Raw genomic sequence first — 16,187 nt, forward strand, 5'->3', positions numbered from 1 at the left:
GCCACAAGGGCTACTGCCGGCGGTCAACACTTCAGGTCAATAAGAGCAAACCGCGAAACGGTTACACGGTCGCCGAGGGAATGCGGTTGCTGCCCCGCGCTTTTTCGAGCTTGATGGCGATGAATTTCGAGGTCGGGGTGAAGGTCCGGTCACCGTAACTTTCCAGCGGCACCAGTGGATTGGTCTCGGGGTAGTACGCTGCGGCCTGACCACTGGGAATGTCGTACGCCACCAGGGTAAAGCCGCTGACACGACGCTCACGGTCATCCTCCCAGAGCGACACCAGGTCGACCTTCTCGCCGGGCTCAAAGCCCAGGCGGCGGATATCCTGCTCATTGGCAAAGATCACTTCACGCAGACCAAACACGCCCCGATAACGGTCGTCCAGCCCATACAGGGTGGTGTTGTACTGGTCATGGGAGCGCAGGGTCTGCAGCACCAGGTCGGGCTTGTCGCCCCGCGCCAATACGGCTTCGTTAACCAGCTGCTGTGGCAACAGGCTGGGGGTGAACTGGGCCTTGCCCGTGGCGGTGTGCCATTGCCGCGCCGCTGCGGGGTTGCTCAAATGAAAGCCGCCGGGATGCTGCAGGCGGGCATTGAAATCCTCGAACCCTGGAATGGTGTCAGCGATCAGGTCGCGAATACGGCTGTAATCAGCCACGGTCCATTCCCAGTCGATCGGCTGGTCGCCGAGCGTGGCTTTGGCAATGCCAGCGATGATCGAGGGTTCAGAGCGCAGCAACGGCGAGCGCGGTCTGAGCTGGCCGTAGGAGATATGCACCATGCTGAAGGTGTCTTCCACGGTGACGCCTTGCGGACCTTCGGCCTGCACGTCGATTTCAGTCCGCCCCAGGCACGGCAGGATCAACGCCTCGCGGCCGGTGACCAGGTGTGATCGGTTGAGTTTGGTCGCGATATGCACCGTCAGGTCGCAATTGCGCAGTGCATCATGAGTACGCGGGCTGTCAGGCGTGGCCTGGGCGAAGTTGCCACCCAGGGCGATAAACACTTTGGCGCGTTTGGCCTCCATCGCCTGAATCGCCAACACGGCGTTGTGGCCATGCAGGCGCGGGACCTGAAACTTGAAACGCTGCTCCAGTGCATCCAGCAGCCACTCGGGTGGTTGCTCGTCGATACCCATGGTGCGGTCACCCTGCACGTTACTGTGACCCCGTACCGGCGACAGTCCGGCCCCCGGCTTGCCGACGTTGCCGCGCAGCAATTGCAGGTTGATGATTTCTTGCACTGTCGGCACCGAGTGACGGTGCTGGGTAACGCCCATGGCCCAGCACATGACCACCCGCTCGGCTCGCCGGTACATGCGTGCGGCCAGCTCCAGCTCAGCCAGACTCAAGCCAGATTGTTCAACGATGTGCGCCCAGGGGGTGGCATCAACTTGCGCCAGGTAGGCGTCCAGGCCCGAGGTATGCTCGGCAATAAAGGCATGATCGAAAACCGCTGGCTCGCCCTTGGCCTGGGCTTCGCGCTCCCAAGTAAGCAAGAACTTGGCAATGCCGCGCATTACCGCCATATCGCCGCCCAAGGCAGGCCGGAAATACGCAGTATTGGTCGGTTCGGAACCATTGCTGAGCATCTCGAAAGGATGTTGTGGATGCTGGAAGCGTTCCAGACCGCGCTCCTTGAGCGGGTTGAAGCACACCACCTGGGCGCCACGCTTGACCGCTTCACGCAGGGGTTCAAGCATGCGCGGGTGGTTGGTGCCGGGGTTCTGGCCGATGACGAAAATTGCGTCAGCCTCCTCCAGGTCATGAAAGACCACCGTGCCTTTGCCTACGCCCAGGGTTTCGCCCATCCCTACCCCGCTGGCCTCATGGCACATGTTCGAACAGTCGGGAAAGTTGTTGGTACCAAATGCGCGTACAAACAGCTGATAAAGATACGCCGCCTCATTGCTGGCCCGGCCGGAGGTGTAGAACTCGGCCTGGTGGGGCGAGTCCAGCCCGTTGAGGTGACGTGCAACCAGGGCAAACGCCTCGTCCCACGAAGTTTCAACGTAATGATCGGTGGCAGCGTCATAGCGCATCGGATGGGTCAGACGCCCTTGATATTCGAGCCAGTAATCGGTCTGATCGGCCAGTGCGCTGACGCTGTAACGGGAGAAGAACGTCGGGTCGACCGAACGCCCCGTGGACTCCCAGTTGACCGCCTTGGCACCGTTTTCACAGAACTTGACCATGCCATCTTCAGGGGACTCACCCCAGGCACACCCAGGGCAATCGAAGCCGCCATTCTGGTTGGTCTTGAGCATCGCCCGCAGGTTTTTGAAGGCATTTTCACTGCCCAGCCAGCTCTTGGTCACGCTTTTCAGCGCCCCCCATCCAGCGGCCGGGGCATTATAGTTTTTGATGTGTTCGTCTTGACTCATCACGGGATTCCTCGATGTGCACGCAGAGATTTATTAATCTCCAGGCAAGCGCAGGCCATGTTGCGACACGGATAACTCCGCGCAAAACAATTAACTGGCGCTGTTCGAATAGCAGTTAGGCGAATGCCCACTGGCTTTCAACTTATTTCACACTTACAGACTATTGGGCCCGTTCGCGTGCGTCCAATCGAAAGTAATGACAGACCGATCAAAACCCTCTATCACGGCCAAACCCCACGAAATACGAGCCCTACAGCGCCGATAGACGGCACTTATCACATGGTCACTAAAAGCAATTTGACGCCACCTCTGCGCCTCCCTATGCTCGATACAACACCGCACTTTTAGTTAAGAAATTGCCTAGAGTGCATTCACCGCAACAACCGATATTCGATTAAACGAGGTAATGCCATCGTGAATGCACACAACAAAACTCTGGTCGATGGCTTTAATCGAAAGATTGATTATCTGAGGATGTCGGTTACTGATCGCTGCGACTTCCGTTGTGTATATTGCATGGCTGAAGACATGCAGTTTTTACCGCGCCAACGCATCTTGACGCTCGAAGAGCTGTATCAGGTCGCCGAGCGCTTCGTGGCCATGGGCACCCGTAAGATCCGCCTGACCGGTGGCGAGCCACTGGTGCGCAGCGGTATTGTCGAATTATGCGCACGGGTTGCGGCTTTGCCGGGCTTGCGCGAGCTGTGCATGACCAGCAATGGCTCACAACTCGGGCGCCTGGCCAAACCCTTGTACGAAGCCGGTCTGTCGCGCCTGAACATCAGCCTCGACAGCCTCGACCCTGAGCGCTTCAAGGCACTCACGCGTACCGGTGACCTGCACCAGGTGATTGCCGGCATCGACGCGGCACGCGCCGCCGGCTTTCGTCGTACCAAGCTCAATTGCGTGGTGCTCAAGGGCCGCAACGACGGCGAGATCAACGACCTGGTGCGCTTTGCCATCGACCGCGAACTGGACATCTCCTTCATCGAAGAGATGCCCCTGGGCGTGATCAGTGAGCACCAGCGCAGCGAATCCTACTGCTCCAGTGATGAAGTTCGCGCACGCATCGCGGAACAATTCACCTTGATCGAATCGGCCGAATCCACGCAAGGCCCTTCACGTTATTGGCGCCTGGCCGAAGCGCCGCAGATCCGCATCGGCTTCATTTCGCCCCACAGTCATAACTTCTGCGGCACCTGCAACCGCGTACGCCTGACAGTCGAGGGGCGCCTGTTGCTGTGCCTGGGCAACGAGCACGCCAGCGACCTCAAGCAAGTCTTGCGCGCTCACCCGGGCGACAGCGCACGGCTGGACAAGGCCATTCGCGATGCCATGACCCTCAAGCCTTACCGCCACCACTTCGACATCAACGGCGATGTGCAGATTCTGCGCTTCATGAACATGACTGGCGGCTAGCCGCTACTTTCGCAAATGAGCCCCCCATGATCGTTCACCCCAAACCCAACCTGCTCAATATCCTGATTACCCTCAAAGGCTCCATTGCCAAGCGCATTGCCCGGCGCTGCATCATGGTCACCCTGCTGGCTTCATTGATCGTGCTGATCGAGAACCTGCACCCGACCTTGTTTTCCCGGGTCAATGCCACGCCCTTTACCCTGCTTGGTCTGTCGCTGTCGATCTTCATGAGCTTTCGCAACAACGCCTGCTACGAGCGCTGGTGGGAAGGCCGTAAAGCCTGGGGCCAGGTGATCATCGAAATACGTTCGTTTGTCCGCGAAAGCTGCGTGATCGCTGATCCTAAACTGCGCGAAAGCCTGCTGCTGGGCCTGTGTGGCTATGCCCATGCGCTGAACGCCAGGTTGCGCGGCGAGGATGAGCAACAAGCTGCACGCATCTGGGTGCCTGGGGTGTTCAGCCTTGCTGCCCACAACGTCAGTGACGGGATCTTGCAGGACACCGGCAGGGTCTGTTCGCGCCTGGCCGAAGACCACATCATCAGCGAATGGCGCTACGTGACCCTGGAGCAGCGCCTGCGCGGGCTGTCCGAAGCGCAGGCGGTGTGCGAACGCATCAAGAGCACACCCTTGCCCTTCCCCTATACCTTATTGCTGCATCGAACGATCTACATCTTCTGCGTCCTGCTGCCCTTCGCCATGGCCCAGCCACTGGGCTGGTTGGCGCCGATCTTCACCGCCATTGTCAGCTACACCTTCTTCGGCCTGGATGCCATCAGTGATGAACTGGAGGACCCGTTTGGGCGCGACGAAAATGACCTGCCGACCGACGCCATGGTCAGGACGATTGAGCGGGAAATACTCTCTGCAACCGGACATACCGAGCTGCCCCCGCCCTTGCAACCGGTGGACTTTGTGTTGAGTTGAAGAGCGGTGGTAGTTTTTCAGGCTCTTTACGGGACTGGCCCTCGTAGCCGCTGCCGTCAGGCTGCGATCGGGCGTGAAACGCCCGCAAAACCTGGCCACCGCGATGCGTCAGGTCCAACCAGGTGCCTAAGTTGCGACTGCTCTGCAGTCGATCGCAGCCTCGTACCTCGGCAGCGGCTACAGCCCGTGGTGCAAGCCGCTGCCGTCGCCAACAAAGCAGACTCTCCCACAACGGTAACTACACAACCATCAAGCTGGCGAAGGGAATGAAGTCAAGCAGATCGCCCGGCTCAAAAGTCGTACCCATCGGCACTTCCAGAAAACCATCAGACCAGAAGGACGGGCCAGGAGCAGGAAGGTCACCAACGAGGATCCCGGGTTACCCGGCAAACCAATAAAAGGCACGTTGTTGAAGTGGGCAAAGGTAAAGGGTTTTCCAGGCTTGATCGCCAACTTCCACAGCAGCAGTTCGCCCGATTCACGCAACAGGCTGGCGATATAATCGGCATCGCCCACTGATACGCCTCCACTGCTGATAATCAGATCGGCCGTGACAGCCTGTTCGAGGGCACTACGGATCAGCCCCGGATCGTCTTTGACAATCCCCAGGTCAACAACCTCGCAGCCCAGACGAACCAGCAGCGCCTTGAGCACCAGCCGGTTACTTTCGTGGATCTGACCTGCGCCCGGAACCTCGCCCTCCGTCACCAACTCGTCACCCGTGGACAACAGCGCGACCTTGGGCCGACGGACAACCGCAACACGATAGATGCCCTGGGAGGCCAACACCCCGAGGGCGACCGGGCTCAACACCGAGCCGCCCTGCAGCAGAGGTTCACCAGCGCCAATTTCATTGCCTTGGACGCGAATGTTAGCGCCTTCACGCAACGCGCCTTGCATCTGAACCTTGCCGCTTCCCAGGACCTCACAGTTCTCCTGGAGCTGAACACAGTTAGCGCTCCGAGGCACCGGCGCTCCCGTGAAGATACGCGCGCAGGTGCCGGGTAACAGAGGTTCACCCGCCTGACCGGCAAACACCGTCTGCGACACGGGCAAAGGGCCGCTCGCAGCATCGTTCAGGTTAAAGGCATAGCCATCCATAGCACTGTTCGACCAAGGGGGCGAATCGATACGCGCCTGCACGTCACGGGCCAGCACCCGACCATCCGCGTCGGCCAGAGGGACCTCCTCAACGGCGGTAATCGGCGCCTGTGCCGCGAACAGCATCAGTTGTTCGAGGGCCTGATCGACCGAGATCAGCGCACCGCCTTTCATTGGCGCGACTCGCACAGGTTGCCAAGTTTGAGGTGGGCGACAAAGTTACACGGGCGATGGCGTGCATCGAGTTGCTCGGCCAGGATGCCTTCCCACGCCGTGCGGCAGGCACCCGTCGAGCCTGGCAGGCAACACACCAGGGTGCCGTTGGCCAGCCCGGCCAAGGCGCGGGTCTGTACGGTGGAGGTGCCGATGTCGAGGATCGACAAGGCACGGAACAACTCACCGAATCCATCGATGCGCTTGTCGAGCAAGCAGGCCACGGCCTCGGGGGTGCTGTCTCGGGCAGTAAAGCCGGTGCCGCCGGTAACCAACACAACCTGGACCTGCTCATCGGCAATCCAGGTGGCCACCTGGGCACGGATTTTATAGACATCGTCCTTGACCAATTCACGCGCCACCAAGCGATGGCCCATTTCCACGGCGCGGGTCGCCAGCAACTCACCAGAGGTATCGGTCTCGAAGGTTCGCGTGTCACTGACGGTTAGTACGACGATGTTGATCGGTACAAAAGCCGCATCCAATTTCACACTCATGTCATAGCCTCACCAACGAAGAATAATCGTCGGGGAAAACTAGTGACTAATAGAAACACCGTCCAATCGATAGTTCACAACACCCTATCGACTTCCTCTATTGGCACACGCCCCAACGCCTCACTTCATCGACCGTAGCTATCACATAGTCAACACGGCCCATTGGACGTCTTTGGCGCCTGGCAGTAGGGTTGCGCAACCGCGCTATGCTCAATTCCACATTCCTTGCCAGGCCGCACCATGGACATCAAACAACTCAAGTTTCTCATCGCCCTGGATAAGACCAGACACTTTGGCCAGGCCGCAGCACTGTGCCATATCACCCAACCGACGCTGTCCATGCGCCTGCGCAACCTGGAAGATGAACTGGACCTGGTACTGGTCACCCGTGGCCAACGTTTCGAAGGTTTCACTGAAGCCGGCGAGCGCATCCTGGCCTGGGCCCGTACCCTGCTGGCCGCCTATGACGGCCTGCAGGCCGAAGCCGCCAGTTGCCGCGGGCAGATCGTCGGTAACCTGCGTTTAGGGATGGTGCCGCTGTCGAGCATCAACCCGATGAGTTTCCTGACACCACTGGCCCAGCGCTACCCGGAGCTGCACTTCCAGCTTTCGTCGTTGAGCTCGGAGCAGGTCATCGATGGTTTGAGCCGCAACCAACTGGACCTGGGTATCTGCTACCTGGACCAGATCAACACCAGCTTCTTCGAGGTTATCGAGCTGGGCGCCACCAGCATGGGGTTGCTGTACGACACTCGCCATTACCACTTTGAGCAGACCGAGCTGCCCTGGGAGGCCATCAGCGACCTGCCCTTGGGCATGCTGTCGGAGGGCATGCACTACCGCCAGTCCGTGGACCTGAGCTTCAGAAGCCGCGGCCTGCATCCTCAGCCGGTACTGGAGAGCGACTCCACCTACCAGTTGATTCAGGCAATCTGCGCCGGCATCTGCTGCGCGATCATGCCGCTCAACTGCGGGCTCGACGAGTTGAGCGAACACATCAGCATCGTACCGATTGCCAGCGCCAGCGTGCATGCGCCGATTGGCCTGCTGCTGCGCCGCAGCGAGCCGCGTTCGGCCCTCGCTGAAAAGTGTTTCGCCGAAGTCAAAACCCTGCTCGACGCTCTCTAGAGGACATTCAGACAGCTCGCAACACTCAGATACATTCACTTGACTGTAGTTGTATGTACATGCTCATATCGGCTGGCGTCGCCGGCCCTGCGTTGCGCCGACGACCCGACCGCCCAACAACAAAAAGATGCGGAGATCACGAGCAATGTCCCAGGCCAGCGCCCCGCGCAGCAAACCCTTGATCGAGCGCCGCTCGATTGACTACATTCCGGAAAACGAACGGCACGGACGCCTCTATAGTCAGTTCACCCTGTGGCTGGGTGCCAACCTGCAGATCACCGCAATCGTTACCGGCGCCTTGGCCGTGGTGCTCGGTGGCGATGTGTTCTGGTCATTGATCGGCTTGCTGATCGGTCAATTGGTCGGTGGCGCAGTGATGGCCCTGCATGCCGCCCAGGGGCCCAAGCTGGGTCTGCCGCAGATGATCTCCAGCCGGGTGCAATTCGGTGTCTATGGCGCGGCAATCCCGATTGCCCTGGTGTGCCTGATGTACCTGGGCTTCACCGCCACCGGCACAGTACTGTCGGGCCAGGCCATCGGCCAGTTGCTCAGCGTCAGTGACAGCGCCGGGATCCTGATCTTTGCGGCGGTGATCGTCCTGGCAACAGTGTTCGGCTACCGCATGATTCACTGGATTGGCCGCATCGCCAGCGTCTTGGGGATCATCGCCTTCGTCTATTTGTTCAGCCGCATCATGGTCATCACTGATATCGGCGTACTGCTGGAAAACCGTCACTTCACCTGGGCCTCGTTCCTGCTCGCGGTGTCGTTGTCGGCGTCCTGGCAGATCTCCTTCGGGCCTTATGTGGCGGACTACTCGCGCTACCTGCCAAGCAACACCTCGTCGTTCAAAACCTTCCTTGCCGCAGGCCTGGGTTCGGTGGTCGGCTCACAGGCGTCGATGGTGCTCGGTGTGTTTGCCGCCGCCATCGCCAACGGCCAGTTCTCCGGTCGCGAGGTAGCCTATATCGTCGGCCTGGGCGGCACTGGTGCCACCGCCGCGTTGCTGTACTTCAGCATCGCCTTCGGCAAGGTGACCATCTCGACCCTCAACTCCTATGGCAGCTTCATGTGCATTGCCACCATCATTAGTGGCTTTCGCGGGCATATTGAAGTCAGCCGCCGCCAGCGCCTGTTCTTTGTGCTGGCCATCGTCGGTGCCTCGACCCTGATAGCCCTGCTCGGCCAGCACTCGTTCCTTGCCGCGTTCAAGTTGTTCATCCTGTTCCTGCTGACCTTCTTCGTGCCCTGGAGCGCGGTCAACCTGGTGGACTACTACTTCATTACCAAAGAACGTTATGACGTGCCAGCATTGGCCGATCCCAATGGCCGTTACGGACGCTGGAACATGCCCGGCATCATCGTCTACACCATAGGTGTGCTGGTGCAGATGCCGTTCATTTCCACCAAGCTCTACACCGGCCCCATGGTTGCGCACTTGGGCGGTGTCGATGTGTCGTGGATCATCGGCCTGGTGGTGCCGAGCGTGTTGTATTACCTGGTGGCCCGGGGCAAGGCAGCACAGGCACCGGCGCGGATGATCCTGCCCGAAGCGGCCGGTTCCTGAGTTGAACTGACTTGTTGCCCACCACCTTGATGGTGTGCAACAAGCGTTCGCCGCTCTCAGTACAACCCGCGCAACGCCTCATAATTTGGCGATCGACACCTCGGTAGATTTCACAAAGGCAATCACTTCACTGCCCACCCGCAACTCCAGCTCGTGTACCGAACGGGTGGTGATCACCGAGGTGACGATACCCGCCGAGGTCTGCACATCGATCTCCGATACTACGGGCCCTTCGATGATCTCCTTGACCGTGCCCTTGAACTGATTGCGTACGTTGATCGCCTTGATGGTCATGCTCTGCTTCCTCGTTCCGGGGTGCACTGCCGCGCAGTGCTTGAGGTGCAGAATGCACGCTTACAAGAAAAACAAAAAAGAATAGTTATTCATTTTTATATAACTAAAATGGATATGAAACACTTTTGCTGTAGCCGCTGCCGAGGCACGAGGCTGCGATCGACTGCAGCGCAGTCGCAACCCGGCACATCGCATACGTTCAGGTTCCATGGCCGCTACGCGCCCAATCGCCGCCTCGCGGCAGCGGCTACCTACAACTTTGGTCTAGTGCGCGACGCTCCCCGCCCAGTGCTGTACGCACGCAAGACAAGGCTTTGCCCGGTATCGATAGACCTGGTCGATAGCACCATCGACACCCTTGATTAGTCCTACATTCCATACGGGAATACACTACCGTTTATCCGCGTTAACCGAGCCCTACGGCAGATAGGGCCTGCACCAATCGTGATCTCATCCCAGCCAACTGCGCTTGCGACGCCTTGTTGCCGGGCATTGCTATGCCCGCAGCTTTGTGCAGCCGTCAGAAAAAGGCCGCCGTAAAAATAAGGAGATACTCATGGGACTTGGCCGCCGCCAGTTCTTCAAGCTCTGCACCGCCGGTGTTGCCACCGCCACCTGTGCGACCCTGGGCTTCGCCCCCGGCATGGCCCAGGCCACGCAGTCGCGTCAGTACAAGCTGTTGCGCGCCAAGGAAACCCGCAACAACTGCACCTACTGCTCGGTGGGCTGCGGGATTCTCATGTACAGCCTGGGTGACGGCGCCAAGAACGCCAAAGCGCGTATCTTCCATATCGAGGGCGATCCGGATCATCCGGTCAGCCGCGGCTCGCTGTGCCCCAAAGGCGCAGGCCTGGTGGACTACGTGCACAGCGAACAACGTCTGCTGTTCCCTGAATACCGCGCTCCGGGTTCAGACACGTGGCAGCGCATCAGCTGGGATCACGCCATCGAGCGTATCGCTCGGCTGATGAAGGACGACCGCGACGCCAACTTCATCGAGAAGAACGCCAAAGGCACCACGGTTAACCGCTGGCTGAGCACCGGCATGCTCTGTTCCTCAGCCGCCAGCAGCGAAACCGGCTCGCTTGACCAGCGCTTCACCCGCGCCCTGGGGATTCTCGGTACCGACAGCCAGGCCCGGGTCTGCCACGCCCCCACCGTTTCGGCCCTGGCACCGACCTTTGGCCGTGGCGCAATGACCAACAACTGGGTCGACATCAAGAACGCCAACGTCGTGCTGATCATGGGCGGCAACCCCGCCGAAGCGCACCCGGTAGGTTTCAAGTGGGTGATCGAAGCGAAGATTCGCAATGGCGCCAAGGTCATCGTCGTCGATCCGCGCTTTAACCGCAGCGCCGCGGTGGCCGATATCTATTCGCCGATCCGCGCCGGCTCCGACGTGACCTTCCTGATGGGCGTGGTCAACTACCTGATCAGCCATGACAAGGTTCAGCACGAGTACGTACGCCACTACACCAACGCCAGCCTGATCGTGCGCGAGGACTACAGCTTCGACGACGGCCTGTTCAGCGGCTACGACCAAAACAAGCGCAGCTACGACCGCAGCTCCTGGACCTACGAGCTGGACGACAAAGGCTACGCCAAGCGCGACCTGACCCTGAGCCACCCGCGCTGCGTGTGGAACCTGCTCAAAGCCCACGTCAGCCGCTACACCCCGGAAGTGGTCAACAACATCTGCGGCACGCCCAAAGATGACTTCCTGCAGATCTGCGCAATCCTGGCCAGTACCTGTGTACCGGACCGCACGGCGACCTTCCTCTACGCCCTGGGCTGGACCCACCACACCAATGGTGCGCAGATGATCCGCGGTTCCGGGATGATCCAGCTGCTGCTGGGCAACATCGGCATGGCCGGTGGCGGCGTCAACGCCCTGCGTGGCCACTCCAACATCCAGGGCTACACCGACCTAGGCCTGCTGTCGCTACGCTTGCCCGGCTACATGAACCTGCCGTCGGATGAGCAAACCACGCTGGCCACCTACCTCAAGCAGACCACACCGACAGCGCTGCTCGAAGACCAGGTCAATTACTACAAGCACACGCCGAAGTTCTTCATCAGCCTGATGAAAAGCCTGTGGGGCGACAAGGCGACCAAAGACAACGACTGGGGTTTCGACTGGCTGCCCAAGTGGGACGACAGCTACGACGTGCTCAACTACAGCAACCGCATGTTCGAAGGTAAGGTCAACGGCTACATCGCCCAGGGTTTCAACCCGGTCGCGGCCTTCCCGGACAAGAACAAAGCCCAGGCGGCGCTGGCCAAGCTCAAGTTCCTGGTGATCATCGACCCACTGGCCACCGAGACCTCCAGCTTCTGGCAGAACCACGGTGAGCAGCACGACGTCGACACCGCGGCGATCCAGACCGAAGTGTTCCGCCTGCCCTCCTCCTGCTTTGCCGAAGAAGACGGCTCGATCGTCAACTCCGGGCGCTGGTTGCAGTGGCACTGGGCTGGTGCCGCACCACCCGGCGAGGCCTGGCACGACGGCAAGATCCTCGGCCACCTGTTCATGAAAATCCGCGAACTGTACGAGCAAGAAGGCGGTGCCAACCCTGCGCCGATCCTCAACATGAACTGGGATTATGCCGACCCGTACGACCCCAAACCCGAAGAAGTGGCCAAGGAATCCAACGGCCGCGCCTTGGCCGACCTGCACGACGAGCAAGGCCAACTGATCCTGCGCAAAGGACAGTTGCTCAGCGACTTCTCGCAGCTGCGCGATGACGGCAGCACCCAGTGCTTCAACTGGATTTTCGCCGGTTCCTGGACCGAGCAAGGCAACCAGATGGCCCGTCGTGACAACGCCGACAGTGGCCTGGGTTGCACCCCGGGTTGGGCCTGGGCCTGGCCGCAAAACCGACGCATCCTTTACAACCGCGCCTCGGCCGACCCGCAGGGCAACCCGTGGGACCCGAAACGCAAGCTGATCGGCTGGGACGGCCAACGCTGGAGTGGCGTCGACGTGCCCGACTTCGCCATCACTGCCGCGCCAGGCAGCAAGGTCAACCCGTTCATCATGCTGCCGGAAGGCCTCGGCCGGCTGTTCTCGGTCGGCGCGCTGAATGATGGCCCGTTCCCCGAACACTACGAACCGACCGAAAGCCCGCTGGCAAACAACCCGCTGCACCCGAAGGTGACCTACAGCCCTACCGCACGCGTGTATGAAAGCGACCGTAAGCGCATGGGCAAGCGCGAAGACTTCCCCTACGTGGCAACCACCTACTCGATCACCGAGTTGTTCCGCCACTGGACCAAACACGCGCGTCTGAACGCCATCATCCAGCCTGAACAGTTCATCGAAATCGGCGAAAAGCTCGCCCATGACAAAGGCATCGTGCAGGGCGACACGGTCAAGGTCAGCACCCAGCGCGGCTACATCAAAGCCAAAGCCGTGGTGACCAAACGCATCCGCCGCCTGGCGATCGATGGCCAAGATGTCGACACCATCGGCATTCCTTGCCACTGGGGTTATGAAGGCGCCACGCGCAAGGGTTTTCTGGCCAACACCCTGACCCCCGGCATCGGCGACTCCAACACCCAGACGCCGGAGTACAAGGCGTTTCTCGTGAACATTGAAAAGGTCTGAGGGCGAAACCATGTCCATGCAATCCCAAGACATCGTCCGCCGCTCGGCCACCAGCGTGCTGACCCCGGCGCCGCACACGCGCGACCATCAGGCCGAAGTGGCCAAGTTGATCGACGTGAGTATCTGCATCGGCTGCAAAGCTTGCCAGGTCGCTTGTAATGAGTGGAACGACCTGCGTGACGAAGTCGGTCACAACGTTGGCGTCTACGACAACCCGGCGGACCTGTCCGCCGAAACCTGGACGCTGATGCGCTTCGACGAAGTCGAAGATGAAAGCGGCAAACTCGAATGGCTGATCCGCAAGGACGGCTGCATGCACTGTGCCGATCCCGGCTGCCTGAAAGCCTGCCCGCAACCAGGGGCGATCATTCAGTACGCCAACGGTATCGTCGACTTTCAGTCCGAGCATTGCATCGGCTGCGGCTACTGCATCGCCGGCTGCCCGTTCGATGTGCCGCGCATCAGCCAGAAAGACAACAAAGCCTACAAATGCACCCTGTGCGTAGACCGCGTGTCGGTCGGCCAGGAGCCCGCCTGCGTCAAGACCTGCCCCACCGGCGCGATCAACTTCGGCAGCAAGCAGGACATGCTGCACCAGGCCAGTGAACGAGTCACCGAGCTGCAGGGCCGCGGCTTTGCCGGGGCTGGCATCTACGATCCGCAAGGCGTTGGCGGTACCCATGTGGTGTATGTGCTGCAACATGCCGACAAGCCGCAGCTGTACCACAAGCTGCCCACCGACCCACGCATCAGCAGCGCCATTCAGGGCTGGAAAGGCTGGATGAAACCGGTGGCGGCGGCTGCATTCTTCGCCACGCTGGCCGGCACCCTGTTCCATTACATCGGCGTGGGCCCCAACGAGGTCGACGAGCAGGATGAGAAACGTGAGGAGGATACCCACGCATGAACACCGACAAACTGATCCTGCGCACCCGCTTTATTGATCGCGCCTGCCACTGGTTCATGGTGATTTGCTTTTTCGCCGTGGCCTTGTCGGGGCTGTCGTGGTTCTTCCCCTCGTTCAATGGCCTTAACGCGGTGTTCGGCACGCCACAGTTGGCGCGCATTCTGCACCCGTTCTTCGGGGTGGTGGTGTTCGTGCTGCTGATGTTTCTGTTCGTGCGTTTCGTACGCTACAACCTGCCAGAACGCGAAGACCTGCAGTGGTTCAAGAACGTCAAACAAGTGCTGGCCGGCAAGCATGACCCGGTGTTGAACATCGGCAAATACAATGCCGGTCAGAAAGTGCTGTTCTGGGGCATCATGGGCCTGATCACCCTGTTGCTGCTCAGCGGCGTGGTGATCTGGCGGCCGTACTTCGCCCCACTGTTCTCGATTCCGACCCTTCGTATCGGCTTGCTGATTCACGCCCTTGCCGGGATCGCATTGATCCTGCTCATCATCGGCCACGCCTACCTGGCATTCTGGGTCAAAGGCTCGATTCGCGGCATGCTCACCGGCTACGTCAGCCGCGCTTGGGCCAAGACCCATCATGATCGCTGGTACCGGCAGATCAACAAGCAGGACAAAACCGGGGGCAACTCATGAGCAGCATCCAGATGACTCCGGTGCAGACACCGACCGGCGGGGTCAACGAGATCCCGCCGGTGTTGCTGCCCTCACTCAAGGGGCGCTACAGCAAGCGCGCTGAGCGCCTGCAGCAACTGGCCGACGCACACACCATGGGCGATTACCTGGGCTTTTGCGCGCAGTTGGTTCACGCCCAACAGCAATTGCTTGAGCGTATGCCGCTGCCCCCGGCACTGGCCGCCGGGCTCGCGGATCGATTGGGCAGCGGCCAGGCACCGCTGGCCAGCGCTGACTACCCACGTCACCGGTACTGGCAGCAATTGCTGCAGGGCCTGATCGAGTTACTGTACGCCGACGCCAACCCCAGCGTGCGCACCACGCTGGACGGCCTTCGCAACCACACGCCAGCGCACCTGGAAAACCTGGCCAGCGCCTTGTTGGCCGGCGACTATGAGCAGGTCGGCAGTGGCCAGGCGCTGTTCTTGTGGGCGGCGCTGTCGCTGTACTTCACTCAACTGGCCAGCGCCCTACCGGGATCGGCCAGCGCCTCCCTGGGTGAACAGCGCCAGCATTGCCCGGTGTGCGCCAGCGCACCGGTGGCCAGCGTGGTCATGACCGGCGCTCAAGCCGGGCTGCGCTACCTGCAGTGCAGTCTGTGTGAATGCCGTTGGCACATGGTCCGGGTCAAGTGCAGCAACTGCGAAGCCACCGGCGCACTGGACTACTGGTCGCTAGACCGGCAGGATGCCGCGCTCAAAGCCGAAAGCTGCAACGATTGTCACAGCTACCTGAAAGTCTTTTACCCGGAAAAGGACCGCGACCAGGAACTGCTGGCCGATGACCTTGCCACCCTGGCCCTGGATGCCGAGGTGGAGCGTGAGGGGTTTGGCCGCAGTGGCATTAGCCCCTTTCTGTTTCCTGGTTGAGCGTAGGGCTGCTTTGCAGCCCATCGCTGGCGATACCAGCACCCACAGGCCCCTTACGAACATCGATTAACCGAGAGAAACCCATGGCCCTGAAAAAATCCTCAGCCGAACTCAAGCGTGACCTCAAAAGCGTTGCCTCTAACCTTGAGCGCACCGCCGGTGAGATCAGCAAGCTGGCCGAGCGTATCGACGGTGTCGACGTGGTCGCCGTACTGCACCTGATGAACCGCCTGTACAAAGACTCGGACAAGCTGCATGCCTACGCCGACGAGATCAAGAGCGGGCGCATCGTGCGGGCGAAAGCCGAGTAATCAGCCACTGCGCCTGGGCCAGCATCGCCGCCTCTTTGAGCGCGGTGCCACGCCCAAGCCGACGACCGGCGAGCAAATCCCCGCAGCAGACTTACACTTGGGGAATGCCAACCCTTACTGCATAGCGCGTGGTGTTGGTGTTGTACGGCCTGCTGGCCAGCCTGTTCCGCCGCGCGGTGATTGAATCGCCGCGGGTGCAGGACTGGCTGCGCCGCAGTTGGCGGCATACTTTGCCGGCCTGGGCCTGAACCTGGCGTTCACCCAGCGCTGAGGAGCGCATGC

The 16,187-nt window shown here is 60.4% G+C and carries 13 protein-coding genes and 1 pseudogene; 10 read left to right on the forward strand and 4 right to left on the reverse strand.

The annotated features are described in order from the left end of the window. Positions 1-61: 61 nt before the first annotated feature. Entirely contained in the window at positions 62-2,386 is a 2,325-nt protein-coding gene (locus tag CX511_RS15585; RefSeq protein ID WP_045183153.1) for an FdhF/YdeP family oxidoreductase, read from the reverse strand. 414 nt (positions 2,387-2,800) lie between these two features. On the opposite strand from CX511_RS15585, the gene moaA reads away from it, so the two are divergent. Both moaA and CX511_RS15595 read left to right on the forward strand, forming a co-directional pair. Continuing rightward, entirely contained in the window at positions 2,801-3,805 is a 1,005-nt protein-coding gene (gene moaA, locus CX511_RS15590; protein WP_082071310.1) for a GTP 3',8-cyclase MoaA, read from the forward strand. A 26-nt stretch (positions 3,806-3,831) separates the two neighbouring features. Beyond that, the gene (locus CX511_RS15595) at positions 3,832-4,731 is read left to right on the forward strand and encodes a bestrophin family protein (protein ID WP_045183157.1); all 900 of its coding nucleotides are present in this window, start codon (positions 3,832-3,834) and stop codon (positions 4,729-4,731) included. Positions 4,732-4,980: 249 nt separating this feature from the next. Here the strand turns inward: CX511_RS15595 and CX511_RS15600 are convergent, their stop codons facing one another. Continuing rightward, complete coding sequence (locus tag CX511_RS15600; protein ID WP_101293529.1) at positions 4,981-6,006, reverse strand: molybdopterin molybdotransferase MoeA; 1,026 nt, start codon at positions 6,004-6,006, stop codon at positions 4,981-4,983. Continuing rightward, the gene (gene moaB / locus CX511_RS15605; protein WP_101293530.1) at positions 6,003-6,542 is read right to left on the reverse strand and encodes a molybdenum cofactor biosynthesis protein B; all 540 of its coding nucleotides are present in this window, start codon (positions 6,540-6,542) and stop codon (positions 6,003-6,005) included. Before moaB ends, CX511_RS15600 begins: the two co-directional genes overlap by 4 nt. A gap of 240 nt (positions 6,543-6,782) precedes the next feature. Between moaB and CX511_RS15610 the strand changes: the two genes are divergently transcribed. Next, positions 6,783-7,670, forward strand: a complete 888-nt coding sequence (locus CX511_RS15610) for a LysR family transcriptional regulator (RefSeq protein WP_045183161.1) — start codon at positions 6,783-6,785, stop codon at positions 7,668-7,670. A gap of 145 nt (positions 7,671-7,815) precedes the next feature. Beyond that, positions 7,816-9,237 (forward strand): purine-cytosine permease family protein, encoded by a 1,422-nt coding sequence (locus CX511_RS15615; RefSeq protein WP_101293531.1) that lies wholly within the window; start codon positions 7,816-7,818, stop codon positions 9,235-9,237. A gap of 78 nt (positions 9,238-9,315) precedes the next feature. On the opposite strand, the gene CX511_RS15620 is transcribed toward CX511_RS15615, so the two are convergent. Continuing rightward, complete coding sequence (locus CX511_RS15620) at positions 9,316-9,531, reverse strand: TOBE domain-containing protein (protein WP_010227092.1); 216 nt, start codon at positions 9,529-9,531, stop codon at positions 9,316-9,318. Positions 9,532-10,087: 556 nt separating this feature from the next. On the opposite strand from CX511_RS15620, the gene fdnG reads away from it, so the two are divergent. The 6 genes and pseudogenes from fdnG to CX511_RS15650 all read left to right on the forward strand — a co-directional run. Beyond that, positions 10,088-13,138 (forward strand): formate dehydrogenase-N subunit alpha, encoded by a 3,051-nt coding sequence (fdnG, locus tag CX511_RS15625; protein ID WP_082071311.1) that lies wholly within the window; start codon positions 10,088-10,090, stop codon positions 13,136-13,138. 16 nt (positions 13,139-13,154) lie between these two features. Further along, positions 13,155-14,045 carry a formate dehydrogenase subunit beta gene (gene fdxH / locus CX511_RS15630; RefSeq protein WP_269216855.1) on the forward strand — a complete coding sequence of 297 codons (891 nt, stop codon included), beginning with the start codon at positions 13,155-13,157 and terminating at the stop codon, positions 14,043-14,045. Beyond that, positions 14,042-14,686: a formate dehydrogenase subunit gamma gene (locus CX511_RS15635; RefSeq protein ID WP_045183169.1), complete on the forward strand. Its 645-nt coding sequence runs from the start codon at positions 14,042-14,044 to the stop codon at positions 14,684-14,686. Before fdxH ends, CX511_RS15635 begins: the two co-directional genes overlap by 4 nt. Then, positions 14,683-15,594 carry a formate dehydrogenase accessory protein FdhE gene (fdhE, locus tag CX511_RS15640; RefSeq protein ID WP_045183171.1) on the forward strand — a complete coding sequence of 304 codons (912 nt, stop codon included), beginning with the start codon at positions 14,683-14,685 and terminating at the stop codon, positions 15,592-15,594. The genes CX511_RS15635 and fdhE overlap by 4 nt, the downstream gene beginning before the upstream one ends. Before the next feature lie 83 nt (positions 15,595-15,677). Next, positions 15,678-15,905 (forward strand): hypothetical protein, encoded by a 228-nt coding sequence (locus tag CX511_RS15645; protein ID WP_045183173.1) that lies wholly within the window; start codon positions 15,678-15,680, stop codon positions 15,903-15,905. A 131-nt stretch (positions 15,906-16,036) separates the two neighbouring features. After that, positions 16,037-16,176: pseudogene (locus tag CX511_RS15650) on the forward strand (LysE family translocator); the annotation flags it as partial. Positions 16,177-16,187: the final 11 nt, after the last annotated feature.

This window comes from Pseudomonas sp. S06B 330, from assembly GCF_002845275.2.
Classification (GTDB): domain Bacteria; phylum Pseudomonadota; class Gammaproteobacteria; order Pseudomonadales; family Pseudomonadaceae; genus Aquipseudomonas.

What these genes read in the sequence shown, in the direction of transcription:
- CX511_RS15585 (WP_045183153.1), bottom strand. Translation starts at nt 2,386, where the DNA reads ATGAGTCAAGACGAACACATCAAAAACTATAATGCCCCGGCCGCTGGA.
- CX511_RS15595 (WP_045183157.1), top strand. Translation starts at nt 3,832, where the DNA reads ATGATCGTTCACCCCAAACCCAACCTGCTCAATATCCTGATTACCCTC.
- CX511_RS15600 (WP_101293529.1), bottom strand. Translation starts at nt 6,006, where the DNA reads ATGAAAGGCGGTGCGCTGATCTCGGTCGATCAGGCCCTCGAACAACTG.
- moaB (WP_101293530.1), bottom strand. Translation starts at nt 6,542, where the DNA reads ATGAGTGTGAAATTGGATGCGGCTTTTGTACCGATCAACATCGTCGTA.
- CX511_RS15610 (WP_045183161.1), top strand. Translation starts at nt 6,783, where the DNA reads ATGGACATCAAACAACTCAAGTTTCTCATCGCCCTGGATAAGACCAGA.
- CX511_RS15615 (WP_101293531.1), top strand. Translation starts at nt 7,816, where the DNA reads ATGTCCCAGGCCAGCGCCCCGCGCAGCAAACCCTTGATCGAGCGCCGC.
- CX511_RS15620 (WP_010227092.1), bottom strand. Translation starts at nt 9,531, where the DNA reads ATGACCATCAAGGCGATCAACGTACGCAATCAGTTCAAGGGCACGGTC.
- fdnG (WP_082071311.1), top strand. Translation starts at nt 10,088, where the DNA reads ATGGGACTTGGCCGCCGCCAGTTCTTCAAGCTCTGCACCGCCGGTGTT.
- fdxH (WP_269216855.1), top strand. Translation starts at nt 13,155, where the DNA reads ATGCAATCCCAAGACATCGTCCGCCGCTCGGCCACCAGCGTGCTGACC.
- CX511_RS15635 (WP_045183169.1), top strand. Translation starts at nt 14,042, where the DNA reads ATGAACACCGACAAACTGATCCTGCGCACCCGCTTTATTGATCGCGCC.
- fdhE (WP_045183171.1), top strand. Translation starts at nt 14,683, where the DNA reads ATGAGCAGCATCCAGATGACTCCGGTGCAGACACCGACCGGCGGGGTC.
- CX511_RS15645 (WP_045183173.1), top strand. Translation starts at nt 15,678, where the DNA reads ATGGCCCTGAAAAAATCCTCAGCCGAACTCAAGCGTGACCTCAAAAGC.